Below are 24,189 nucleotides of genomic sequence, written 5' to 3'. Positions count from 1 at the left end.
CGCTTGAGGATCACTGCTGAACTTCCGAGATCCCTTCGACCTTGACCTCAACCCGACGATCCGGGGCCAGGCAGACGATCAGCTCTTTCTTGGACTTGCTGGTGCAGCTGTCGCCAGTGACCGGATTGCCCTTGCCGCGACCTTCCACGTTGACCTTGCCTGCCGGCAGGCCCTTGCCTACCAGATAGTCGGCGACGGTCCGGGCACGCTGCTCGGAGAGCTTCTGGTTGTAGGCATCGGAGCCGATGCGGTCGGTATAGCCGATCACGGTGGCGACGCCATCCTTGGGCCTGGCCTGCTCAATCTGGCTGTAGAGGTTATCCAGCGCCTGGCCGGCGGCCGGTTTGAGGGTGGCCTTGTTGAAGTCGAACAGCACGTCCGAGCTCAGGGTGAACTGTTTGTCGACCACCACCGGCTCGGGCGCCGGGGCCGGCACCGGCGCGGCTACCACGGGGGCTACCTGACCGAAGCGATAGACCACGCCGACCGCCAGCAGGCCGTTGTCGAGTTCGGCCCCGGTCTTGTCGAGCGCCTTGTCGCCGAGCGGGGTGGTGTACTGGTACTCGAGACGGGCAGCCCAGTCGCGGTTGAAGGCGTATTCGGCGCCCAGGGCACCGACGAAGGCGGCGCCGTTGTCATTGTCCAGCTGCTTGCTGTCGGTCCAGGCGTAGGCGCCACCGAGGCGGGTATAGAGATCCAGGCTCTCGCTGACCGGCAGGCCGATCTTCAGGGTGAGCTGTGCCAGCTGGGCTTTGAGCTCGTCCCGGCTGATGTCGGTGGGGACCAGCTTGTCGGTCGCCGTGTATTTGTATTTGCCGAGCCAGTCATAACCGAGCTCGACGCCAAGGTTCTGGTTGATTTGATAGCCGAGGAAGGCGCCGGCGCCGACGTCATTCTTGTCCTCTTCGCTGATGGCGTAGTTGTCCTTGATATCCTGGTTGTGATCGACGCCATAGAAGTTGGACCAACCCAGCTTGGCACCGCCATACCAGGTATTGTCTTGTCCGGCTGCCTGGGCGTTGGCCGCAAGCAAGCCTGAAACCAGCAAGGTAATCAGTGTTTTATTCATGTTGAGCCTCTGCAATTTCATATTGTGGGGGGAGGTGGACAGGGTCGCCTCTCCTTATGGGTCGGGGCTTATAGCACAGCCACAACAGATTAAGGGTAGTCGTTTTAAGCAGGTTCTCAACCAACTGATATAAAACATAATGTGATTGTTATTGCTGCAATTTGCCGCTGTGATTTGCGCTCTGGCGAGGGAGCACGATAGTTAACCGAGGCGAGTTTGCTGCGAGGTGGGCATGAACATCAGATGGATATGGCTGTGCTGGGTATTGTGGCTGGCGCCGGGTTGGGCGTCCGAGACTCTGCAGGTGGTGACCGAGGACTATGCACCCTACAACTATCTGGAGGAGGCCGACGTCAAAGGGCTCGGCACCGAGGTGGTGGAAGCCATGCTGGAGCAGGCCGGCTTCGAATACACGCTGGACATCTACCCCTGGGCACGGGCCATCTCGCTGGCGCGCAGCCGCCCCAACGTGCTCATCTACAGCATCAGCCGTTTCCCAGAGCGCGAGGCGCAGTTCCAGTGGATCGGGGTGATAGCGCGCATCAATTTTCACGTCTTCGCCCTGGCCAAGCGGGACGACATCAAGCCGTTCAGCCAGCTGTCGCAGGCGCGGACCTGGTCCATCGGTACGGTGCGCAACGACGCGCTGGAGCAGTACCTGATCGGTCGCAAGTTCTCCAACCTGCAGCGCAACAACAACCACGAGGCCAACATGCTCAAACTGCTGATGGGGCGCATCGATCTCTGGCCGGTATCGCAGGAGACGGCCAACTACTACGCGCGCCAGGCTGGCTATGGGCCTGAGTCTCTCAAGATAGTGCACGACATCGAAGATTTTACCGGGGGCGATCTGTACGTGGCGGCGAGTCTGAAGACGTCGCCCGAGGTGATTAAGCGGCTGCAGGAGGCGCTGGCCACCATCAAGCAGAACGGCATCTACGATGGCATCGTAAAGCGCTACCGCTGAGCGGTGGGCCCGCCGGGGCCGCACAACAAAAAGGGCCGACTGTCGTCGGCCCTTTTTCATCAGTGGGGGAGGAACTCGTATTGAGTCTCGATGAAGGCGCCGGCCCGCTCGCTCAGGGCGGCGTGCACGACGGTGGTGGGGTGCACCTGATCCCAGAACATCTTGCCTTCGCAGTCGAGGGTGCTGGCGCTGCGCCGCACCATGGGGCTGGCAACGGCCTGGGCCAGCAGCGGGTTGCCGGCGATGGCGAGCCGCTCCTGCGGGTTGAAGGCGGAGAGGCTGCTGTCACTGGCGACGCTGGCTGCACTGCGGGAGGCAAACGGCTTCCACACATAGCCGCCGCCGTAGCAGGCGTTCTCGGTGTCGCTCAGGCCGAAGTTCTGCGGCTCGCGCAGCATCTCGGCGAACTGCTTGTCGATCTCGAACAGCTTGACGATACCGGTGGGGGCCAGCTGGCGTGCCAGGTTCAGCAGCAGCTGGTTATGGTAGGCGGAGACATGGCTGGCCGCCTCGACCACTTTCTGGCTGCGGGCCGAGGGGTTCTGGCCCAGATCCGGCAGGTTGAACAACAGAATCTGCTTGGCGCCGTTCAATACCATGCGGTTGGCCGCATCGCTGATGGCGTCGCGCACCCGCTTGGCATCCTGCTCGGTGTTCCAGCCATAGGCCAGGTAATCGTTGGCACCGACCCAGAGGATCACCAGATCATCGGGCTTGAAGCTGTCCTTTTGCAGGAACTGGGTCACCTCGTAATCCAGGTTGTTGATGACCTGATACTTGGGATTCCAGGAGATCTTGTTGTAGGCCACCGCAGTGGCACCTCCTTCCGCCTCGTTGGCGATGGTGAGCCCCGGGAACTGCTTGGTCAACTGCTCCAGCCAGACCGGCCCGTTGGAGAAGCGGCCCTGATAGTAGGGAGGGCTGGAGGGGAGGTAACCGCGCATCTTGCTGTACATCTTGCCGGTATCGGAGAGGCTGTCGCCAAACATCACGATCCGGGAGAAGGCGGGGCGACTGTCGGCTGCCTGAACTGTCAGCGCGAAGAGTCCCAATAAACACACAAACCATTTCTTCATCTTGTTGTTCTCATTGGTTGGAAGCAGGTGGTGCCTGCAGGCCTGCAGGCTGTTCCTCGATAGGCAAAGGTGCTGGGAAGCTGTTTTGCCATCTTGCAGGGTATCTAGCCGAATTTAATTTCACAGTATGCGATATGGATTAAATCGATTACGGTCACACCGCTGTCCCCCAGATGGGGAGGCTTCACGTTTGTTTCACGCACCGGCCGGCACACTGCTCCCGTACCCAATGACAGGAGCATGAAATGAACAAGGCAAGCGTAATCGGTCTGTTGACCCTGATGTCCATCTCTTCTTTCGCCATGGCGGCCTATACCGGCCCGCAGGAGCAGAACAAGGTGTCCGTCGCGCAGTTGAAGGATCTGGCCGATGACAGCTGGGCCACCCTGGAAGGGAAGCTGGTCAAGCACCTGGGCGGCGAGAACTACCTGTTCCGCGACGCCAGTGGCGAGGTGGAAGTGGAAGTGGATCAGGATGTGTGGCGCGGCACCGAGGTGGGCCCGGACGATCTGATCCGCATCCGTGGTGAGGTGGACCACAGCTGGAACAAGACCGAAGTGGAGGTGGAGAGCCTGGAGAAGGTGGGCGCCGCCCCGCAGAGCAAGGGCGGGTTCATCGCCAAGTAAGGCCTGAACACCTACGCCAGACGTAACAAGGGCGCCTCCATGAGGCGCCCTTTTGCTGTTGGTCTGCTTAACCGGTGCGGGCCAGCGTGCGCTTGAAGCCCTTCTCGGCCTGATTGACCTTGTAGAGATAGCGTCTGGCTTCCGCCTTGGGGTGCTGCTCGGTCAGGATCTGGTACACCGCCTCGGGCGAGAGCTGGTTGATCATGCCGGGCGCCGCCTTGCGGTCGCTGGAGAAGGTGTTGAGCACCCCGCCGGCGCCGCCGTTGTAGGCGGATATGACGGCGTAGCGGCGTGAGCGCGGATCCTGGATATCCACCAGATAGACGGTCTGTAGCAGGTGCAGGTAGGCGGTCCCGACGTCGATGTTGTAGGCCGGGTTGAACAGGTCCTCCCGGGTCGGCTGGCCACTCTTGCCCTTGACCCGCACGTAGACGTCCCGTCCGGCGGTGGCCGGGATAACCTGCATCAGGCCGTAGGCGTTGGCATGGCTGACCGCATAGGGGTTGAAGCTGCTCTCGGTCTTGATCACCGCGTAGATCAGACTCTCGGCCACCCCGTACTTGCGGGAGGCTTCCCGGATCAGGCTGGCGTACTTGTAGCCCCGTCGATCCTCGTGGTTGGCGACCATGGGGATGTCGACGAAGAAGATGGTGCGAATGCCGAGGGTGCGCTTCTTCATCGCCGTGTTGAGCAGGTAGTCGGCATAGCGCTCGGCGCGCCAGTCGAAGCGGATCGGCTGGCCCTGGTTGTCCAGCACCTGGCCGTAGAGGAAGGGCTCGCCGCCGGGCAGGATCTCGGCGTCGGAGTAAAGATCCACTTCCGCCGGATCGTCCGGGGTAAGCAGGGTCTCGATGATGGCGCGGCGCAGATGGGAGCGCGGGTCGATGCCGGAGACGGTCTCGACCATGATGTGGCCGCTGGAGAAGTCGATGTGGGCCCGGCTCTTGTACTGATCCGTGTATTTGACGTAGTCAAACTTGCCCGCAAACAGCGCCTCACGCCCCCATATCTCGTTCACGTTGTGGGAGAGCGCGCTGATCATGTGTTCGAAACCGCGGATGTCCTTGCCGTTGACGAGATCGTCATCCTCGTTGCCATTGGGCTTGGGGGAGGATGAGCAGGCAGAGAGAAACAGCAGGGTGCACAGCAGCCAGAAAATTCGGCCCATAGAGTCCTCAAACTGGGCGGCGGGCCGCCCGTCACTTCCGTCGTTGCCGTGAGTCGGCGGGGCCGGCCTGTGCCGGCCCCGTTCACGGATTATTTGCTGGGCGGGGTATAACCGTCGATGGCCACTTCACCCGCTTCGAACAGGTAGTTCACCATCTCTTTCTCCAGCAGCTGGCGATGTTCGAGGTTCATCATGTTCAACTTCTTCTCGTTGATCAGCATCACCTGCTTCTTCTGCCACTCGGTCCAGGCTTCCTTGCTGATGTTGTCAAAAATGCGCTTGCCGAGTTCACCGGGGTAGAGCTGGAAATCGAGACCCGGGCCCTCTTTTTTCAGGCGCTGGCAAAATACGGTACGACTCATGTTGACCTCTATGGTTGTAAGTCCGGATAGGCGAGCAGACGGGCCGTGGCAGCCGCCAGACCCACCTCTGCAGGATGGCGTAAGTTATACCAGAGTCGGTTATCCGCTTCCATGAGCAGGGGGGCCGGCGGTGCGTCGGTTTCGATCAGCATGGGCCGGATATCGAGGTGAAAGTGGCTGAAAGTATGGCGAAAACCGGCCAGTTCACGGGGTTCGCTGCCGGTCAGGCCGAGCCGCTGCAACAGCCCCGCCACTTCGGTGTCCGACTCCACCTGGGGGAAGCAGTAGAGCCCGCCCCAGATCCCCTGCGGTGGCCGTTTCTCCAGCAGCAGCTGATCGCCGTGGCGGATGAGCAGCATGATGCCGGTACGAGCCGGGATGCTCTTCTTGGGCTTGCTGTTGGGGTAGGCTGTGGGGTTGCCCTGCGACAGCCCCTGGCAATCCTCCCGCACCGGGCAGCGCTCGCAAGCGGGCTTGCTGCGGGTGCAGACGGTGGCCCCCATGTCCATCATGGCCTGGTTGTAGTGGGCCACCCCGAGCTTGGGGGTGAGGCGGGTGGCCAGCTCCCACAGATCGTTCTCCACCTGCTTCTGGCCGGGCCAGCCGGGCAGGGCCAGCCAGCGGGTGAGTACCCGCTTCACGTTGCCATCCAGAATGGCGTGGGGCTGGCCAAGGGAGAGGGAGAGTACGGCGCCCGCGGTGGAGCGACCGATGCCCGGCAGCGCCATCACCTCCTCCAGCCGCTCCGGGAAGAGGCCGCCATGGAGGTCGCGGATCTGCTGGGCCGCCTTGTGCAGGTTGCGGGCGCGGGCGTAATAGCCGAGCCCGGTCCAGTGGTGCAGCACTTCGTCGATGGGGGCGTCGGCCAGCGCCAGCACGTCGGGAAAGCGGGCCATAAAGCGCTGATAGTAGGGAATGACCGTAGCGACCTGGGTCTGCTGCAGCATGATTTCCGAGACCCAGACCCGGTAGGGGGTCTTCTCCTGTTGCCAGGGCAGGGTCTTGCGGCCGTGGAGCTGATACCAGTCCAGGATCCTGGTGGCGAAGGTCACGTTATCTGAGTTGTTCACATTATGCTCATATTATTGATTTAAAACTAAATTGACTAACGTGTAGCGGTCTTGGCGCTGATACCAGTGCAACGCCCGGTTGGCGAAGATGGTGTTGATCGGATTGCTCACGTTGTTCTCATGTTATTGATTAAAAAGGGGAGCTCTCAGGCTCCCTCTTGAAATGGTGGCCAGTCTCGGGCTGGCAGGGGCGCGCTTCAGCCGCGCCAGTCCTGCAGCGCCTTGAGGCTGACGTTCTGGCCGCCCACCTGCAGGATGATGTAATCCTGGGCGATGGTGAGCAGGGTGACGCCGGGGGCGACCTCGCTGCCTTCCCGGTAGGTGCGCCCGTTCAGGGTCACGGCCCGGTTGGCCGGGTTGGAGGAGAAGACGTGGGCACCGTAGGCCAGCGGCGGCACCTGCTGGCGGAGCGCCTGCGGCAGGGCGCTGAGCGGCGTGGCCTGCAGTTCGGCCGGCACCTGCGGTGGCGTGCTCTGCTGCAACGGGGTGTTGTTGAGGGCATTGAGGATGCGCTCGGCCAGCCCCTGGCTGCTGTCGGCGGGTGCCGGTGCGGGTTGGGCATCGGCCTTGGGGATGACCACGGGTTCGGGCGGCGGCGGTGGCAGCGGACGGGTGATCATCGGCCTGGGCTCGACGCGCACGAAGGGCGGCGTCACCACCTCCTTCACCTCCACCGTCTTCTCGATGGGGCGGTTGTTGAGCAGATGCCAGCCGTAGTTGGCGGCGGCCCCCATCACCAGTGCCAGCGGGGCCAGCAGCCACCAGATCCAGCGCCTGGGTTGTTCCTCTTCCTGGCTGACCGGCAGCCCCATCGCCGGGATGTGCGGGGTGAACTGGGGCTGGTCGGCCCGCCGCAGCGCCTTGAGCAGGGTGGACATCAGGAAGCCTCCTCCGACAGTGTGTTGATGGCATCGTCATCCTCTGCCGGATCCAGCTTGGCCGGCTTGCTGGCCCGCTGGGCTGGGTCTTCCAGCTTCGGCATGGGTTCGCCGGCCATCACGTTGAGGCGCAGCAGGGTGTTGCTGCCGGCGATGCCGTCCGGGTTCAGCCCCTGGGCGCGCTGGAACTGCTGCAGCTTGGTCTTGAGCTCGGCATCGAAGCGGCGGACCTTGCGATCCGGCTGCTGCAGGGCCCGACTGAGGGCGTTGTCGAGCCACTGCACCTGGCTGGGGCCGGCGTTGTTGCCGATCAGGGTGACCCCCCCTTGGGCATACGCCACAGCAGGGTGTAGCTGCCGCCCCAGTAATCGCTCAGCCACTGTCTGTCGACCTGCCAGCTCTGGTTGCCGATGAGCAGGTTGGCCTTGTCGGGCCCGAGGTTGACCAGGGTGGCGTAATAGGTGCCGCCGGTCTCGTCGGTCAGGCTCACGAGGGCGGGATACTGCAGGGCCTGCAGATCGGCCAGGGAGGCCTCGCCCTCCTGGCAGCGCAGGCCGGCGCGCGGCGCGTTGTCGCAGGTCGCCTCTTCCAGCTCGGTCTGGTAGCCCCACACCTTGTAGAGATTCTGCATGGCGCTGTCCGGTTCCAGCGCCTGATTGATGGCGCGGGTCAGCTGCTCCTGCTGCTCCGGGGTGTCGTCCACCTTGACCGGCACCTCCACCGTGACCACCGGGCGGGTCGGGAAGAAGCCGAAGAACTGCCAGCCCCACCAGCCGGTGGCCACCAGCAAGGCGCCGACCAGCGCCACCATCAAGCCGGACTGCCAGGTGCCCTCGTCACGGATGCCGCTCACCTCGAAGGCCGCCAGGCTGATGTCGCCGTGGACTATCTTGTGGCTGCCGCGGGCGAAGGCGGCGATCAGGGCGCGGTCGCAGATGAGGTTGATGAGGCGCGGGATGCCGCCGGAGAGGCGGTGCAGGGTCTGGATCGCTTTGGGGGTGAAGATGGGCTGCACGCAGCCAGCCACCTGCAGGCGAAAGCGGACATAGGCGTCCACGTCCTGGCAGGAGAGCGGCAGCAGGTGGTAGCGGGCAGTGATGCGCTGGGCCAGCTGGCGCAACAGGGGCTGGCGCAGCATCTGCTGCAGCTCGGGCTGGCCGATGAGCACCACCTGCAGCAGCTTCTTCTCATCGGTCTCCAGGTTGGTGAGCAGGCGCAGCTGTTCCAGCACGCCGGGCAGCAGGTGCTGGGCTTCGTCCACCAGCACCACGCTGCGCTTGCCCGCCGCCAGATTGGCCAGCAGGTGATCGCGAATGAGGTCGAACAACTGCTTGAGGCCGGCCTCCTGGCCATAGGCCAGCTGGAACTCGTCGCAGATGGCCGCCAGCAGATCTCGTTCGGTCAGGGATGGATTGAGGATGTAGGCGATCTCGGTCTCGGCCGGCAACTGCTGCAACAGGCAGCGAGAGACGGTGGTCTTGCCGGTGCCCACTTCCCCGGTCAGCAGCACGAAGCCGCCCCCATCCTGCAACCCGTAGTTGAGGTGGGCGAGGGCTTCCCCGTGGCGTTCACTCATGTAGAGGTATTTGGGATTGGGCGAGATGGAGAACGGGTGCTCCGACAGACCGAAGAACTGTGTGTACATAAGGATCCATTCCGTTGTTATGGGCGGCAGGTTAAAGCCTCCCCAAAGGGATGTCAAAGACCCGGATGCCATAAGGGGGGCCAGCGCGCACCCTGATTTGCCGGCGGGAGAAAGGGCGCCACCGGGTTGGCTGGCGAGGCTGGTGGCGAGGGGCGTTTTGCCTCTCACTGGGCCGTCATGGGCTCGTCCCTCCGACGGGGAATGGGGGCCGCCATAGTCTCCACCGGCCAAACCGGTATAATCGGGACAGGTTTATCAAGGGAGACACAGCTTGCAGACTTATCTGGTTGGGGGCGCAGTGCGGGATCGCCTGCTGGGATTGCCGCAGGGCGACAGGGATCACCTGGTGGTCGGGGCGACCGTGGAACAGATGCTGGCGCTGGGCTTTACCCAGGTGGGCCGCGATTTTCCGGTGTTCCTGCACCCCAAGACCCAACAGGAGTACGCGCTGGCCCGCACCGAGCGCAAGCAGGGTCGCGGTTATACCGGCTTCGTCTGCCACGCCTCGCCGGAGGTGACGCTGGAGCAGGATCTGCTGCGCCGGGATCTCACCGTCAACGCCATCGCCGAGGATGAGGCGGGGCAACTGCACGATCCCTATGGCGGCATCGAGGATCTGAAACAACGGCTGCTTCGCCACGTCTCCCCCGCCTTTGCCGAAGATCCGTTGCGCATTCTGCGGGTGGCCCGCTTCGCCGCCCGCTTCCACGCCCAGGGCTTCGTGGTGGCCCCCGAGACGCTGGCGCTGATGCGCGAGATGACCGAGGCAGGCGAGCTGGCTCACCTGACCCCGGAGCGAGTCTGGAAGGAGCTGGAGAAGGTATTGCTGGGACCGACCCCACAGGTGTTCTTCGAGGTGTTGCGCGAGTGCGGCGCCCTGGCTGCGCTGTTCCCCGAGCTGGATGCCCTGTTCGGGGTGCCTGCCCCCGCCAAGTGGCACCCGGAGATCGATACCGGCATCCACACCATGATGGTGCTGGCACAGGCCTGCCGGCTTTCCCCCGAGCTGGCGGTGCGCTTCGCGGCGCTGTGCCACGACTTTGGCAAGGGGCTGACCCCCCCGGAGTTCTGGCCGAGCCACCACGGCCATGGCCAGAAGGGCTTGCCGCTCATCCGCGATTTCTGCGAGCGGTTCCGGGTACCGAACGAGTGCCGCGATCTGGCGCTGTTGGTGAGCGACCTGCACACCCATATCCACATCGCCTTCGAGCTCAAGCCCGCAACCCTGCTCAAGGTGTTCGACAAGGCCGATGCCTGGCGCAGGCCGGAGCGCTTTGCCCAGCTGCTGGACGCCTGCCGCGCCGACTTCCACGGCCGCACCGGCTTCGAGGAGCGGGTCTATGCCGAACCCGACTATGTGGCGCAGGCGCTGGCGGCGGCCCAGGCCGTGCCGGTGAAGGAGATAGTGGCAGCCGGATTCAAGGGGGAGGCTATTCGCGAGCAGCTGGCCAAGCGGCGGCTCGATGCCATCAGCCGGGTGCGCGATGAGTGGACCTTCCTCGAGGATTGACGAGGTGTGGAGACGAGGCATGGACAATAAAGCCCGGGTCAATGACCCGGGCTTTTTCATTGCTGCGCCTGCACTGCGAGCGGCTATTCACCTGGGCCGAAGCGTTCCTGCACGGGGTCGTAGAAGTAGGCTTGATAGTTGAAGTCGATCCCCTTGATGTAGGGGTTTTCCAGCCGGAACAGCCGGCGGGTATGGAGGTGGGCGAAGCTCAGGGAGGGTTTGAAGGTCTTCAGCCAGAGCGCCTGCAGGGAGCCGTCGCGCCAGGCTGCCTTGAGCCCCTGCTGTACCCGGGTGATGGCCTGCCGGTTGCTGTTGTGGGTGAAGAAGACCCTGGGCAGCGGATAGTAGAGCGCCACGTTCTCATCCATCACCAGCCTGGGTACATCCCGGTGGTTCAGTTTCTCCTGGGGCAACTCGTTGATCCCGCGGCAGAAGAGTGCGAAACGGCTACGCGCCACCATCTTGAACAACTGCTCGTAGCCCTCCACCTCCTGCACCTTGAAACCGGCTCGCTGCAGGATCTGCACATCGAGCCAGCCTTTGCCCTGACCGATGTCGAAGCGCTTGAGCCCTTCTAGGCTGGTCACTCCGGCGACGGCGCTCTGCTGCTCGGGGCTGACGAAGCAGATGCGGTAGCTGACGATGCCGAGGTGGATGGGAAAGCGCACGTAGTCGATGCCGCTCATGTCCCGGTCGGAGCGGTAACTGTCCATGGCGAACAGGTTGGGGTAGTCGTTGAAGCGCAGGCTGACCCACATCCGGGCCAGGGTCATGGGGGGCGCGGCCTGCATCCGGTAGTCGCCATGGCTGACGCGGGTCTTTTCCAGTGCCAGGCGCAGCAGCTCGCGATCATAGGTGCTTCTGGGATCGTGCTCGCTCTCCGGACTCATGTAGGTGAACAGGGTCGGGCTGGCCAGCACGGGCAGTGCCAGCAGCAGGGCGAGCAGCGGGGTCCAGTGCATCATGAGCTCCTGTGAAAGGGTGAGACTCCTCTGAGTGTAGTGGCTCTCCCCGGCGGTGAGCGGGGAGCCGCCAGAGTCACTGCTTGCCGCTGGCCGGCTCGCCGGGTCCGAAGCGCTGGGTGAGGGGATCGTAAAGGTAGGGCTGGTAATCGAAGTCGAGTCCCTGCAGCAAGGGGTTGTCCAGCCTGAACAGCAGCCGCTGGTCCAGCCTGGCGAAATCCAGCGCCGGCTTGAAGGTCTTGAGCCAGAGCGCCTGCAGTGAACCGTCCCGCCAGGCCAGTTGCAGACCGGCCTGGACCCGGCGAAGTGCGTGCTGGTTGTCCTTGTGGCTGTAGAAGAGGTGGATGAAGGGGTAGTAGAGCGCCAGATGCTGGTCGACCGTCAATTTTTCCAGATCCCGGTGCGTATCCAGCTCGGTCAGTAGCTCATTGGCTCCCCGGCAGAACAGATCCACCCGGCCGCGCACCACCAGCTTGAACAGCCGCTCGTATCCCTCAACCTCCTGTACCTTGAAACCGGCCCTGCGCAGTATGTCGGCATCCTGCCAGCCGCGGCCCTGCCCATGGCTGAACTGCTGCAAGTCGTGCAGAACTCGTACCTGGGCCACGGCTTGCTGCTGCTCGGGGCTGACGAAGCAGATGCGATAGCCGAGGATGCCGAGATCCACCGGAAAGCGGACATAGTCGAGGTCGTGGCTGCCCTCCGGGCGCGGGAAGCTGTCAATCGCCAGCAGGTTGGGGTAGAGGTTGTACTGCAGCACCTGACGCAGCCGGGTCCGGCTCATGGGCGGGGCGGGACGCAACTCGTAGTCGCCGAAGCTGTCGCGGGTCTTCTCCAGCGCCAGCTGCAGCAGCTGCTGGCCATAGAGGGTGCGCATGTCCCGCTCACTCTCCGGGCTGACGTGGGTCACTATGTCCAGGGCCGAGAGAAGGGGGAGAAGAACAGGCTGCCGGCCAGCAGCCCGAGGATCATCACTCTGTGGTTCATCATACCGCTCACTGCTGTCACATTGAGTTGAGTGTAGCGGCTGTGGCGTCAAGGCTGGGGTCCTGGGACCGGGAAACGCGGCTTTTACCGACGGGCTGGTTACCAGAACAGTTGGCCGAGCAGGGGGGCCAGCAGCACAGTCACCATGCCGGCGATCATCATTACCATGCTGGAGACCACCCCCTCCTCGTTGCCCATCTGATAAGCCTTGGCAGTGCCGGCGCCGTGGGCCGAGGCACCAAACCCCGCCCCTTTGCCGAGCCGGCTGCGGATGGCCAGCACGGTGAGCACACTCTCGCCGACGGCCATGCCGATGACGCCGGTCAGCACCACGAACAGGGCGGTGAGATCGGTTTGGCCGCCGATGGCGCGGGTCGCTTCCACCGCAAAGGGGGTGGTGATGGAGCGCATCGCCAGACTGCGCTGCAGCATGTCGGAGAGATCGAGCCAGCGGGCCAGCAGCACGGTACTGCCCACGGCCATCACCACCGAGGCGACGACCCCTACCGACAGCGACAGCCAGTGGCGGCGAATGAGCTGGCGGTTCTCGTAGACCGGCACCGCGAAGGCGACGGTGGCCGGACCCAGCAGCCACAACAGCCAGTGGGATTCGGCCATGTAGTCCTGATAGGGGATGTGGAACAGCATCACCACCGCCACCAGCAGGGTGGGGGCCAGCAGCAGCGGCATCAAGGGCAGGATGCGCTTCTTGCCGTAGAGCCACTTGCTGGCGTAGTAGAACAGCAGGGTGAGGGCGAAGCAGAGCAGGCCGAGCAAGGTATCAGACATGACGACGACTCCGGCGGGCCAGTTTCAACTCAAGGCGATAGACCCGGTCCACCACCAGCGCTGTGGTGCCGAGCACCAGTATGGTGCTGAGCAGCAGCACCACCATGATGCGCCATCCCTCCTGCAGCAGCAGATCCTGATAGTTGACCACTGCCACCACCGCCGGCACGAAGAACAGCAGCATCTCGGCCAGCAACCAGCGGGCGCCGGCGCTGAACCAGTGGGTCTTGACCACGCCGAGCAGGATCAAGGCCAGCAGTGCCAGCATGCCGGTGAGGTTGGCAGGCAGCGGCAGATGGAAGGTACGTACCGCCAGATCCGCCAGCAGCCAGATGGCGGCCAGCAGGGCGATTTGGAAGGGGGTCTGGAACCAGCGAATGCAGAGGGCTTTCATGATCTAGGTCTTTCTGTGAACTTGCTCACAGTATAGAGAGAGGCCAAACCTGCAAAAAATGAATTTAAATTATCAAAATCATGCCAAAGAGGCATGATCAGGTTTTGCCGTCCGCCAGGAGAGAGTCATGGACATCCGCGCCCTGCGTTACTTTGTCGAACTGGTGCGGGAGCAAAGCTTCACCCGCGCCTCCGAGAAGCTGTTCGTCACCCAGCCCACCATCAGCAAGATGATCCGCAATATGGAGGAGGAGCTGGGTCAGCCGCTGCTGAGCCGTGCGGGGCGCCGCTTCACCCTGACCGACAGCGGCCGGGTGCTGTTCAACCGGGCCCAGACCATTCTGGCCGAGATGCAGCAGCTGGAGGCGGAACTCGCCGATCTGCAGAGCCTGCAATTCGGCCGGCTGGCGCTCGGCATTCCGCCCATGGTGGGTCACGTCTATGCCGATCTGATCCGCGCCTACCGCAGTCGCTACCCCAAGGTCGAACTCTCCATCGTCGAGTACGGCGGCCGGCGCATCGAGCAGGCGGTGCTGGAAGGGGAGCTGGATCTCGCCATCACCATGCTGCCGACCAAAGAGGGGGGGCCCTCAGTGCGTTGGAGCTGGACCAGTACCCGATCCAGGTGGTGTTGCCCGACCTGCCGTGCTGGCGGGATTGTTCTGAAATCCGGCTGGAGGCGCTCTGCGACGAGCCCTTCTTGCTCTACACCCAGGCCTTCACCCTGAGCGAGCGGCTGGAGCAGGCGTGCCGAGCGGCCGGCTTCGAGCCCCAGGTGGCGGCGCGCAGCAGCCAGTGGGACTTTCTTACCGCCATGGTGCGTAGCGGCATGGGGGTCGCCTTTCTGCCCGAGCCCATCTGCCGGCGGCTGGCGCCGGACGGCCTGGTGCTGAGGCCGCTGGTGCCCGAGCTGAGCTGGCGGCTCGGGGTGATCTGGCCGAGCGAACGCTACCTCTCCCGCACCGCCGAGGCCTGGCTGGCGCTCTGCCGCGAGCCACGTTGACACCTTTTCCAGGTGTTTCGCTACCGGTTCAGCGCTGGCGATAAAGCAGGTATGGACGGAGCGCGGCGCACGGTTTCGACAGTATTCCAGATGCGCTGGCAGCCAGGTGGGAGAGTCGCTGTTGTCGATGCAAGCCCGGCCGCAGGCTGGCAGCAGTCAGAACAGCAACAGGAGACTCAAGTAGCCCATGGTGGGCCCCTCCGGGGTTGGCATTGTCGACTCGACGATCCTTCAGGGTGCAATGCCGAAGTCATCCCGTGCAGGATCATACAAATAGGGCCGGTAGTCGAACCCCTGTTCCGGCAGCAGTGGGTTCGCCAGCCGGAATATGCGGCGCTGTCCCAGATTGGCAAACAGCAGGGAGTCACGAAAATGATCGCGCCAGAGTCGTTGCAAAGAGCCATCTTGCCAGGCCAGCAGTATGCCTCGTTGAAGTCGCGCGCGCTCCTTTTTATAGCTGGCGTGGCTGTAGAGCACGTGAATGAGGGGGTAGAAGATAGCAACATGGCTGTCGACGCGCAGTGTGGGCTGCAGGAGCTGATGAGCTTGCCATTCGGGCAAGATTTCGTTGGCGCCGCGGCAAAAGAGGTCGCTGCGACCACGGGCTACCATGCGAAAAAGGGATTCGTAGTTATCCACCTCACGCACCTTGAAGCCACCTCGGCGCAGGATGTCGGCATCCTGCCAGCCACTGCCGGTAACCTGGGTGAAGTCTTGCAACTGAGCGAGGGTGGCAACCCCGCCCAGCGTCTCAGCCTTTTGCTCGCTCACAAAGCAGATACGATAGCCAAGAATGCCGAAGTCGATGGGAAAGGGGATGAAGGCGGCCTGTCCATGCTGGGATTGCAGCGGCCAGCTGTCGACGATAAAGAGCGCCTCCTTGCCGCGCTTCTGTACCTCAAGACGCATGCGGGCCTTGTTCATTCTCAATGAGGTGACCAGCTCGTAATCACCATATTCCGGCCGGGTCTTTTCAAGCGCCAGAGTCATCACATCGCGGTAATAACGCATGCGTTCATCACCGTGGCTTTCCGGGCCAATGAGGCTGAAACGGCTGCTGGCGAGCAGCAGGGGAGAGAAGACAAGTGAGAGGAGCAACAACGACAATCGATACATCTTGGCTTGGCCCGACGACATGATGCTTCCCATTATAGTTCGATGGATCTGGCGCGGTAGACTGCGAGCGGGAAACGTGAGCGCAGATCAGATCTGCAGCAACACTCCCAGCTGGCGGCAGAGGCGGCGCAGGGCCTGGTTGTCGAGAGAGGCAAAGCCGAGCAGCCACCCCTCCTGCGTCGGTGGGCCCAGGTAGAACTGGCCGAGGGGGCGCAGCCCCAGCCCCTGTGCGTTGGCGGCCTCTGTCCAGCGTGCCTCGCCGCCGGGGGGCAGCAGCACGGTACACTGCAGGCCGGCCCCGCTGTGAATGGGGGTGAGGCCGGGACAGTGGCTGGCCAGCTCGGCCAGCAGCAGGTCGCGGCGGCTCTGGTAGACCAGCCGGCTCTGGCGCAGGTGGGTGGCGAAGTGGCCGGCGCGGATGAAGTCGGCGGTCACCGCCTGCAGCAGCTGGTTGCTGTGGCCATCGACTGCGGCCCGGGCTCGACAGAAGGACTCCATCAGCGGCCTGGGCAGTACCAGGTAGGCGAGGCGCAGCGAGCCGAACAACACCTTGCTGAAGGTGCCCACGTAGAGCACCCGCCCCTGACCATCCAGCCCCTGCAGGGCGGGGAGTGGCCGCTGATCGTACTGGTACTCGCCATCGTAGTCGTCTTCCAGGATCCAGGCGCCGTGCCGCTCGGCCTCGGCCAGCAGCGCCATCCGCCGGGGCAGGCTCATGGGCACGCCGAGCGGATACTGGTGGGCCGGCGTGGTGTAGATGAGCCGCGGCGCCGGGTGTTCCCCCTGCGGGTTGAGCCCCTCTCCATCCACCGGCACCGGGTGCACCCGGGCGCCGGCACTCTCCATGGCGGTGCGGGCCCCGGGGTAGCCGGGATCCTCCACCCAGACGGTATCGCCGGCATCGATCAGCAGCTGGGTCGCCAGCAGGATCCCCTGTTGGGAGCTGGTGAGGATCAGGATCTGGTCCGGCTCGCACACCACGCCGCGCGACTGCACCAGATAGCTGCTGATGGCGCCGCGCAGCGCCTCCAGCCCCTGCGGCTCCCCGTAATTCATCCAGTTGCCGGCGTGCCGGCGCCACTGCTGTTGCATCAACCGGCCCCACTGGGCCTGGGGGAAGAGGCGGGGATCCGGCTGGCTGGAGGCAAAGGAGCGGCCCACCTCGGGCACGTCGTGACAGGCGCCGCTGTTGGCCATCTCCTGACCTCGGCGTGACAGACCGGCCGCTGACTGGGGCGGGCGCGGAGTCGGGGAGACCGCGGCCAGCGCCACGAAGCTGCCGGCCCCCACCTTGCGCACCAGATAGCCCTCTGCCTCCAGCCGGCCATAGGCCAGCTCCACCGTGCTGCGGGAGACCCCCAGATCGGCGGCCAGCATGCGGCTGGCGGGCAGCCGGCTGTGCTGGGGCAGGTGGCCGGCCAGCATGGCCGAGCGCAGGGTACGGACCAGCTGTTCGTGCAGCGGCAGATCGCTGGCTTGCTGGGTGGCAAACAGGGTGGGCAGGGCAGGCATGGGGATCTCCCGGGCGCTAATTGGTCTGCTCATATTGGCAAAATTGGTCGGCGTGGCAAGGCCATTATGTCGCTACATTGAGGCTCAAGGATCGGTATTCACAACTATTGGCAATGAAAGGAGTCTGCATGTCGGAGTACAGCGCCACCATCAGCTGGCAGCGCGGGGCCAGCGAGCCCTTCGTCGATCAAGGTTACAGCCGGGCCCACTGGTGGGAGTTCGACGGCGGCGTCAGGGTGCCCGCCTCCTCATCTCCCCACGTGGTGCCGCTGCCCTGGTCGGTGGCCGAGAACGTCGACCCGGAAGAGGCCTTCGTCGCGGCGATCTCCAGCTGCCACATGCTCACCTTCCTCTGGCTGGCGGCCAGGGCGGGCTATCTGGTGGAGAGCTACCGTGACGAGGCGGTGGGCATCATGGAAGCCAATGCCCGCGGTCGTCAGGCCATCACCCGGGTCACCCTGCAGCCGCTGGCGCAGTTCGGCGGTGAACGTCAGCCGGATCTGGCCGCACTGGAGCAGTTGCACCACCAGGCACACGAGGAGTGTTTCATCGCCAACTCGGTCACCACCGACATCACCACCCGGATCCGGGTTTGAGTACAAGGAGCGTCACTATGAGTCATGTATTGAGCAGCGGGCTGGCCAGTGCCGAACAAGCCCGCCTTTTCTTCGAGGCCCAGCTGGCCTTGCGCACCGACCCGGCGGATCTGGCCGCCGATCTGCTGGCCGGCGAAGAGCGGATCGTCGTCATCGACACCCGCTCTGCCGGTCACTATGCCGAGGGACACATCCCCGGCGCCCTCAACTTCCCCCATGTCACCATGAACCCGGCCACCACGGCTGCGCTGGCGCGGGACAAGGTCTATGTCTGCTATTGCGACGGCATCGGTTGCAACGGCTCGACCCGGGGCGCCTACAAGCTGGCGGCGCTCGGTTTTCAGGTCAAGGAGCTGATCGGCGGCCTGCACTGGTGGCGGCAGGACGGCTTTGCCGTCGCCACCGGTAGCGAAGCGGGGGTGCTGCAAACGGGAGGGATTGCCTGTGGCTGCTGATATCCATCTGAACGAGTTCGGCCAGCCGGTCGGTGCGCCGCTGCCCGATTGGCGGGGCGCCGAGTTCCCGCCCCGTCGCCCCCTCAACGGCTGGGGTTGCCGGCTGGAGCCGCTGGATCCTGAGCGTCACGGCCCCGGCCTGTGGCAGGCTTTCAGTGCCGACAGCGGGGCCATGTGGACCTACCTGACCACAGGCCCTTACGCAACAGAGGTGGATATGCTGGTCTGGCTGCGAGAGTGCGCCGCCAAGACAGACCCCCAGTTCTACACCATATTCGACGAGCATGGTGAACTGCCGCTGGGGCTGGCAAGCTACCTGCGCATCGACCCCCTGGCCGGCAGCATCGAGGTGGGCTGGCTGCACTTTTCCCCGGCCTTGCAGCGCTCGCGGCTGGCGACGGCGGCCATGGCACTGATGATGGCCAATGCTTTTTCTCTCGGTTATCGGCGTTACGAATGGAAGTGCAATGCCTTCAACCAGCCCTCCTGGCAGGCGGCGCTGCGCCTTGGTTTCAGCTATGAGGGAACCTTTCGCCAGAGTCGGGTGGACAAGGGGCGCACGCGCGATACCGCTTGGTTCTCGGTGATCGACAGTGAGTGGCCGGCGCTGCAGGCCTGCTTTGCGCGCTGGCTGGCGCCTGACAACTTCGATGCGCAGGGGCACCAGCACCAGCGCCTGTCGACCCTTACGGCCGCCTTGCGCGGCGCTTGAATAAACCAGGGCGGCCATGGCCGCCCTGTTGCTTTTGCCGTCTTGTCTGCTCGCTGCTGATCTCCCTTCGCTTCTATTTTCTTCACTGCTTTTTCGCTGCGTCTTCACTGCTCGAGTGCGGAGAGGATTGTATTAACATTTTTTTAATGTATCTTGTTTTTGAAATTAGGTGTTATTTCGAACGAAAGTAACTTGCTGGTTTTCGTCCATTATCCAGGAGGCAAGATGAGCGTCACCCATACCCAGTTGCCCGCCGATCACAAGGCGGCCATCCGTCAGATGAAACAAGCCCTGCGCGCACAACTCGGCGACGTGGAGGCGGTCTTTGCCGAGGTCAGCCGCCGCATCGAGGCGCGGGTGGCAGAGGTGGAAGCGTTGCGTGCCCGTGGTGAGCCGGTGTGGCCAGAACTGGATTACCAGGCGCTGGCGGCGGGCAAGATCAGCGAGGCCGAGCGTGCAGCCATACGGCGGCGCGGCTGCCTGGTGATCCGCGGGCACTTTGCACGGGAACGGGCGCTGGCCTGGGATCGCGACATGCTCGACTACCTGGATCTCAACCGCTTTGATGTGCTGTATCGCGGTCCCGGCGACAGTTTCTTCGGCTCCCTTGCCGCATCGCGCCCCGAGATTTATCCCATCTACTGGTCACGGGCCCAGATGGAGGCGCGCCAGAGCGACGAGATGGCGACCGTGCAGTCGTTCCTGAACCGCCTGTGGCAGTTCGAGCGGGCGGATGGGACAAACTGGTTCGACCCGGACGTGAGCATCATCTATCCCGATCGCATTCGCCGCCGTCCGCCCGGTACCTGTTCTCGCGGGCTGGGTGCCCATACCGACTCGGGGGCCCTCGAACGCTGGTTGCTGCCGGCCTACCAGCAGGTGTTTGCGTCGATTTTTCGGGGGGACATAGCCGCCTACGATCCCTGGGATGCGGCCCATCGCACCGAGGTCGAGGAGTACAGTGTGGAGAACACCACCAAGTGTTCGGTATTTCGTACCTTCCAGGGGTGGACGGCGCTCTCCGACATGTTGCCGGGGCAGGGATTGTTGCACGTAGTGCCGATCCCCGAGGCGATGGCCTACGTGCTGCTGCGGCCGCTGCAGCCCGACGTGCCGGAAGATGAGTTGTGTGGTGTCGCGCCGGGCAAGGTGCTGCCGGTCTCCGAGACCTGGCATCCGCTGTTGCTGCGGGCGATGACCTCGATCCCGGCGGTGACGGCAGGGGATTCGGTCTGGTGGCACTGCGACCTGATCCACGGCGTGGCAGCGGTGGAGCAGCAGCAGGGGTGGGGCAACGTCATGTATATTCCGGCGGCGCCCCGTTGCGAGAAGAACATGGCCTATGCACGCCTGGTGCGCCAGGCGCTGGAGCAGGGAACTTCGCCTGGCGACTTTCCTCGCGAAGATTACGAGGCCGACTGGCAGGGGCGCTTCACCCTGGCCGATCTGAACGACCATGGTCGCCGCGCACTGGGCATGCTCCCGTAAACGAGGCTGGCCGGGCGGGCCTGCGCAGTGGCAGGCCCGCTCACGCCTCTATTCCCCGATGGGGGCGGCGATCCACTTCATCAGGCGCAGCATGTCTGCAGGCGCCACCCCCACCGAGAGGCCGCGCTTGCCACCGCTCACCAGGATCTCGTCAAACTGCATGGCCGAGTCGTCGAGCACGGTGGGCAAGAGCTTCTTCTGGGCCAGCGGACTGATGCCACCGACCTTGTAGCCGGTCAGCTTCTCGGCTTCTGCCGGCTTCATCATCTCCACCTTCTTGAGACCGGTGGCCTTGGCCAGCTGCTTGAGGCTGCACAGGCCGGACGAGGGGACGATGGCCACCACCGCCTGCTTGTCGTGATGGGCGATCAGGGTCTTGAACACCTGGGCTTCCGGCAGGCCGAGCTGGGTCGCGGCATGCTTGCCGAAGTCGTCGTGGGCTTCGCACTCGTAGGGGTAGAGCTTGTGGGGGATCTTGAGCTTCTTCAGCAGGTTGATGGCTGGCGTCATGATGGGTGCCTTGAGTCGAAACAAGGCCAAACAGTCTGCGCCTGTGGGGCGGGTGATGCAAGTTGCTCGCGTCCCCAAGGGGTGGATGAGCGCATCGAGATAAAAAAGCCCGGGTCAATGACCCGGGCTTTTCATTGCAGCGCGCCTCAGGAGAAGCAGATCTGCAGCACGTAGAAGATGGCGATGGCCAGGATGGCGCCCGCAGGCAGGGTGATGACCCAGGAGACCACGATGTTGCGCAGCACACCCAGGTTCAGCGCCGCGATACCGCGCGCCAGACCCACGCCCATGACCGCACCGACCAGGGTCTGGGTGGTGGAGATGGGCAGACCGGTGCCGGAGGCGATCACCACGGTGGCGGCGGTGGCCAGCTGGGCGGCGAAGCCGCGGCTCGGCGTCAGGTGAGTGATGCCGGTACCGACGGTGGCCATCACCTTCTCGCCCATGGTGGCCAGACCGATGACGATACCGATGCCGCCGAGCGGCAGGATCCACCAGGCGATGTGAGAGCTGCCACCGATCTCGCCGCCGGCCGCCACGATGGAGGCGACTGCGGAGAGCGGGCCGATGGCGTTGGCCACGTCGTTGGAGCCGTGGGCAAAGGCCATGGCACAGGCGGTGATGATCATCAGGATGCCGAACACCTTCTCCACGTTGGCGAAGTGCATCTTGCTGTCATCCTGCGGGTTGTACTGCTGGCCACGAATGTAGAGCCAGCCGGCAAACGCCACTGCGATGGAGATGGCGACGGAGAGCAGGATGCCCTCGCCGTCGGTCAGGTGCAGACCGACGTGGGTCAACCCCTTCTTGATGGTCACCAGGCAGATCACCAGCGCGGTCAGGAACATGTAGAAGGGCACGTAGCGCTTGGCGTTGTTCAGCGGATCATCGGTGTTGAAGATAAGCTTCTGCACGCTGATGAACATGAAGTAGGCGATGACGCCGGAGATGGCCGGGGTGATGATCCAGGAGCCGACGATGCCGCCAAACTTGCTCCACTGCACCGCTTCCGGGCCAATGCTCACCACGGCGAAACCGACGATGGCACCGATGATGGAGTGGGTGGTGGAGACGGGCCAGCCGAAGTAGGAGGCCAGGATCAACCAGGCGCCCGCAGCCAGCAGGGAGGCTATCATGCCGAGCACCAGCAGATCCGGCGTATCGGCAAAGGCGTTGCTGTCGATGATGCCGTTGCGGATGGTCGCGGTCACTTCGCCACCGGCCAGATAGGCACCGGCAAACTCGAAGATCATGGCGATGATGATGGCCTGACGGATGGTCAGGGATTTGGTGCCGACCGACGTGCCCATGGCGTTGGCGACGTCATTCGCGCCGATACCCCAGGCCATCAAAAAGCCGAACAAGGCCGCCACGAGCACCAGGGTGGTGCCGTAATTCGCGATAATGTCCATTCAGTGTTTACCCAGTCAGTCGATTACGAACGAGCCAGCATCAGTTCCAGACGGGCGCCAACGCGCTCGGCCTGATCTGCCAGGTCACCTACCCATTCGAGGATCTTGTAGAGGAACATAACGTCGATCGGATTGTATTTCTGCTCAACGGCTTGCAGCTGTTGGCGCAGCCCGATCTGCATGGTGTCAGTATCGTCCTCGATAAGATCCAGCTGGTGGATCATCTCGGCAACCATTTCAACTTCACGTCCTTTAAAGCCGGTTTCGAGCAGCTCATCGAGTTCTCCGATGGCTTTCTCGGCTTGGGCGGTCGCATCGATACAGCGTTTGAGATAGGCCATGAAATCGGCACGCATCTCGGAGGGGAATTCCATTTTGCGGCCAAGCATGCGGCCGGAAATATCCTTGGCACGGTTGGCAATCTTGTCCTGCTGGGTCAGCAGTTCGAGCAGGTCGGTACGGGCAACCGGCAGGAACAGGCCGCGAGGCAGCTTCAGACGAATTTCACGCTTGAGGATGTCCGCTTCTTTTTCCAGCTGGGCAATCTGCTGCCGGATCTTCTCGGCATCTTCCCAACGGTCTTCGGCAACGGCATCAAAGAAGGGAACCAACTGCTGGGAGCACTGGTGAACCTTGACGATATGCTTCTGCAGCGGCTTGATGGGGGACTTGGCAAAAAGCCCCAAAATAGTATTTACTGGCATGGCCAAACCTGTGTCGGTGAAAAAACACTCGATACGATTTTATGAGGGGCGCATGGTAACCGAACTGCGCCATCAATAAAACCGTGAATTAATCCTGATGTATCGCAGGCATTATATCCTCGCGCTTAGCATCACGCCCCCCAAAGTTGCCTGCCAGCCCGGAATGACTATGCAAACTGAGATCGAGATAAAGTTTTTTGTCTCCCGAGATTTTCAACAGCCTTTTTTCAACCTTCTGAATTCACTGGAAATTATATCCAACTCTCAAGCCGAGCTCGGCAATGTCTATTTTGATACGCCAGCGCTGGATTTGCGCCGCCTGGAGATGGGATTGCGGATTCGTCGCAGTGATGATTTCGCCGAGCAGACGATTAAATGTCGGGGCCAGGCGGTGGGCGGATTGCATGCCAGACCTGAATACAATGCTCCGGTCGCTGGCGATATGCCCGCGCTTGACGCTTTTCCTGACGAGATTTGGCCGAGTCTTTCCACACGCGATGCAATCCAGGGCGCCCTGGTGGCTCAGTTTCGTACCGACTTCATGCGCCGCCACTGGTTGATCGCCTTCGAGGGAGCCGAAATTGAGCTGGCCTGGGATCAAGGGGAGATCGTCGGCGTGCTCGGCAAGAGTCGCATCGACGAGCTGGAGCTTGAGCTCAAATCCGGCGAGGCAAGTGCCCTGTTCGGCTTGGCAGAGCAGTTGGCCGGGCTTGGCGGCCTGCGGCTCGGGGCTCAGTCCAAGGCTCAGCGTGGTTATCGGCTGGCTGGGCTCGGCAAGCCGCTGGCGCTGCAAGCCTTGCCTGCGATGACCGACCTGAGTGCGGCCGAGCGTATCGCTCTCGGCCTGCAGCACTGGCAGCACCACGAGCAGTATTGGCTGGAACAGACGAGCACCGAGGCGCAGGGGTTGGCGTTGCAGCAGCTGCGCCTGGGCATGGACCTGATTGCCGAGGCGGCCGGCAGGTTGCCGGCAGCGGACTGGCTGGTGGAGCTAACCCGGTTCGGGCCGCGGCTGGCCTCGGTCGCCGGACAGGCCGACTGGCAGCTGGCGTTGCCGGCCCTGTTCCTTCAGGCCGACTATGTGCGCCTGCAACTGGCCATCGCGGCCTGGCTGCACCAGCAAGGGTGATGGGCTGCGCCGTAGCGCTTGCAATGCAAAAAGGTGAGCCTGGCTCACCT

22 protein-coding genes and 3 pseudogenes are annotated in these 24,189 nt (G+C 63.4%); 9 read left to right on the top strand and 16 right to left on the bottom strand.

Features of this window, described 5'->3' with window-relative positions; genetic code table 11:
* Positions 1-10 precede the first annotated feature (10 nt).
* On the bottom strand, positions 11-1,069 hold the full coding sequence (gene ompA / locus ACPDZI_RS18925; RefSeq protein WP_039214073.1) for a porin OmpA: 1,059 nt from the start codon (positions 1,067-1,069) through the stop codon (positions 11-13).
* Positions 1,070-1,301: 232 nt separating this feature from the next.
* Between ompA and ACPDZI_RS18920 the strand changes: the two genes are divergently transcribed.
* Positions 1,302-2,036: a substrate-binding periplasmic protein gene (locus ACPDZI_RS18920; RefSeq protein WP_438833620.1), complete on the top strand. Its 735-nt coding sequence runs from the start codon at positions 1,302-1,304 to the stop codon at positions 2,034-2,036.
* Positions 2,037-2,095: 59 nt separating this feature from the next.
* Here the strand turns inward: ACPDZI_RS18920 and ACPDZI_RS18915 are convergent, their stop codons facing one another.
* On the bottom strand, positions 2,096-3,112 hold the full coding sequence (locus ACPDZI_RS18915) for an SGNH/GDSL hydrolase family protein (RefSeq protein WP_187268937.1): 1,017 nt from the start codon (positions 3,110-3,112) through the stop codon (positions 2,096-2,098).
* Between the two features lie 245 nt (positions 3,113-3,357).
* Here ACPDZI_RS18915 and ACPDZI_RS18910 point away from each other — a divergent pair, with 245 nt between their 5' ends.
* Entirely contained in the window at positions 3,358-3,738 is a 381-nt protein-coding gene (locus ACPDZI_RS18910) for a YgiW/YdeI family stress tolerance OB fold protein (RefSeq protein WP_024944710.1), read from the top strand.
* Between the two features lie 67 nt (positions 3,739-3,805).
* On the opposite strand, the gene mltC is transcribed toward ACPDZI_RS18910, so the two are convergent.
* The 5 genes and pseudogenes from mltC to exeA form a co-directional block, all read right to left on the bottom strand.
* Positions 3,806-4,906, bottom strand: coding sequence for a membrane-bound lytic murein transglycosylase MltC (gene mltC, locus ACPDZI_RS18905; protein WP_005305423.1), 1,101 nt, complete (start codon positions 4,904-4,906; stop codon positions 3,806-3,808).
* Positions 4,907-4,995: 89 nt separating this feature from the next.
* Positions 4,996-5,268 (bottom strand): oxidative damage protection protein, encoded by a 273-nt coding sequence (locus ACPDZI_RS18900; RefSeq protein WP_005305420.1) that lies wholly within the window; start codon positions 5,266-5,268, stop codon positions 4,996-4,998.
* Positions 5,269-5,276: 8 nt separating this feature from the next.
* Positions 5,277-6,338: an A/G-specific adenine glycosylase gene (gene mutY / locus ACPDZI_RS18895; RefSeq protein ID WP_187268936.1), complete on the bottom strand. Its 1,062-nt coding sequence runs from the start codon at positions 6,336-6,338 to the stop codon at positions 5,277-5,279.
* 197 nt (positions 6,339-6,535) lie between these two features.
* Entirely contained in the window at positions 6,536-7,216 is a 681-nt protein-coding gene (gene exeB / locus ACPDZI_RS18890) for a GspB family T2SS assembly factor variant ExeB (RefSeq protein WP_276845463.1), read from the bottom strand.
* Positions 7,216-8,861, bottom strand: a pseudogene (gene exeA / locus ACPDZI_RS18885) (type II secretion system protein ExeA). The gene exeB and the pseudogene exeA overlap by 1 nt, the downstream one beginning before the upstream one ends.
* A gap of 271 nt (positions 8,862-9,132) precedes the next feature.
* On the opposite strand from exeA, the gene ACPDZI_RS18880 reads away from it, so the two are divergent.
* Positions 9,133-10,371, top strand: a complete 1,239-nt coding sequence (locus tag ACPDZI_RS18880; protein ID WP_016352105.1) for a multifunctional CCA addition/repair protein — start codon at positions 9,133-9,135, stop codon at positions 10,369-10,371.
* A gap of 83 nt (positions 10,372-10,454) precedes the next feature.
* Here the strand turns inward: ACPDZI_RS18880 and ACPDZI_RS18875 are convergent, their stop codons facing one another.
* The 4 genes and pseudogenes from ACPDZI_RS18875 to ACPDZI_RS18860 form a co-directional block, all read right to left on the bottom strand.
* Positions 10,455-11,333, bottom strand: coding sequence for a hypothetical protein (locus ACPDZI_RS18875; protein WP_438834595.1), 879 nt, complete (start codon positions 11,331-11,333; stop codon positions 10,455-10,457).
* A gap of 76 nt (positions 11,334-11,409) precedes the next feature.
* Positions 11,410-12,323: pseudogene (locus ACPDZI_RS18870) on the bottom strand (hypothetical protein).
* A gap of 96 nt (positions 12,324-12,419) precedes the next feature.
* Positions 12,420-13,109 (bottom strand): LrgB family protein, encoded by a 690-nt coding sequence (locus ACPDZI_RS18865; RefSeq protein WP_024944703.1) that lies wholly within the window; start codon positions 13,107-13,109, stop codon positions 12,420-12,422.
* Entirely contained in the window at positions 13,102-13,503 is a 402-nt protein-coding gene (locus tag ACPDZI_RS18860) for a CidA/LrgA family protein (RefSeq protein ID WP_011707491.1), read from the bottom strand. The genes ACPDZI_RS18865 and ACPDZI_RS18860 overlap by 8 nt, the downstream gene beginning before the upstream one ends.
* Before the next feature lie 127 nt (positions 13,504-13,630).
* Here ACPDZI_RS18860 and ACPDZI_RS18855 point away from each other — a divergent pair.
* A pseudogene (locus ACPDZI_RS18855) lies at positions 13,631-14,505 on the top strand (LysR substrate-binding domain-containing protein).
* Between the two features lie 231 nt (positions 14,506-14,736).
* Here ACPDZI_RS18855 and ACPDZI_RS18850 read toward each other — a convergent pair.
* Entirely contained in the window at positions 14,737-15,621 is an 885-nt protein-coding gene (locus ACPDZI_RS18850; protein ID WP_187268988.1) for a hypothetical protein, read from the bottom strand.
* Positions 15,622-15,708: 87 nt separating this feature from the next.
* A complete protein-coding gene (locus ACPDZI_RS18845) occupies positions 15,709-17,133 on the bottom strand; it encodes a PLP-dependent aminotransferase family protein (protein WP_438833619.1) in 1,425 nt (474 codons plus the stop codon).
* Positions 17,134-17,261: 128 nt separating this feature from the next.
* Between ACPDZI_RS18845 and ACPDZI_RS18840 the strand changes: the two genes are divergently transcribed.
* The 4 genes from ACPDZI_RS18840 to ACPDZI_RS18825 all read left to right on the top strand — a co-directional run bounded on the left by ACPDZI_RS18840 (position 17,262) and on the right by ACPDZI_RS18825 (position 20,384).
* Positions 17,262-17,729, top strand: coding sequence for an OsmC family protein (locus ACPDZI_RS18840; RefSeq protein ID WP_168967688.1), 468 nt, complete (start codon positions 17,262-17,264; stop codon positions 17,727-17,729).
* A gap of 17 nt (positions 17,730-17,746) precedes the next feature.
* Complete coding sequence (locus ACPDZI_RS18835; protein WP_438833618.1) at positions 17,747-18,184, top strand: rhodanese-like domain-containing protein; 438 nt, start codon at positions 17,747-17,749, stop codon at positions 18,182-18,184.
* Positions 18,174-18,896 (top strand): GNAT family N-acetyltransferase, encoded by a 723-nt coding sequence (locus ACPDZI_RS18830; RefSeq protein ID WP_438833617.1) that lies wholly within the window; start codon positions 18,174-18,176, stop codon positions 18,894-18,896. The genes ACPDZI_RS18835 and ACPDZI_RS18830 overlap by 11 nt, the downstream gene beginning before the upstream one ends.
* A 225-nt stretch (positions 18,897-19,121) precedes the next feature.
* Positions 19,122-20,384, top strand: a complete 1,263-nt coding sequence (locus ACPDZI_RS18825) for a DUF1479 domain-containing protein (protein ID WP_438833616.1) — start codon at positions 19,122-19,124, stop codon at positions 20,382-20,384.
* Between the two features lie 48 nt (positions 20,385-20,432).
* Here ACPDZI_RS18825 and ybaK read toward each other — a convergent pair whose 3' ends face one another.
* The 3 genes from ybaK to ACPDZI_RS18810 form a co-directional block, all read right to left on the bottom strand.
* A complete protein-coding gene (gene ybaK, locus ACPDZI_RS18820; RefSeq protein ID WP_029302130.1) occupies positions 20,433-20,894 on the bottom strand; it encodes a Cys-tRNA(Pro) deacylase in 462 nt (153 codons plus the stop codon).
* A gap of 146 nt (positions 20,895-21,040) precedes the next feature.
* Positions 21,041-22,306, bottom strand: coding sequence for an inorganic phosphate transporter (locus ACPDZI_RS18815; protein ID WP_076361878.1), 1,266 nt, complete (start codon positions 22,304-22,306; stop codon positions 21,041-21,043).
* Between the two features lie 23 nt (positions 22,307-22,329).
* Entirely contained in the window at positions 22,330-23,010 is a 681-nt protein-coding gene (locus tag ACPDZI_RS18810; protein ID WP_005305357.1) for a TIGR00153 family protein, read from the bottom strand.
* Between the two features lie 169 nt (positions 23,011-23,179).
* Between ACPDZI_RS18810 and ACPDZI_RS18805 the strand changes: the two genes are divergently transcribed.
* Positions 23,180-24,139: an inorganic triphosphatase gene (locus tag ACPDZI_RS18805; RefSeq protein ID WP_438833615.1), complete on the top strand. Its 960-nt coding sequence runs from the start codon at positions 23,180-23,182 to the stop codon at positions 24,137-24,139.
* Positions 24,140-24,189: the final 50 nt, after the last annotated feature.

This window comes from Aeromonas oralensis (assembly GCF_049665575.1).
GTDB classification, from domain to species: domain Bacteria; phylum Pseudomonadota; class Gammaproteobacteria; order Enterobacterales; family Aeromonadaceae; genus Aeromonas; species Aeromonas hydrophila.
The sequence above is the reverse complement of the archived record's forward strand: the minus strand, read 5'-3'. Positions and strand labels throughout refer to the sequence as shown.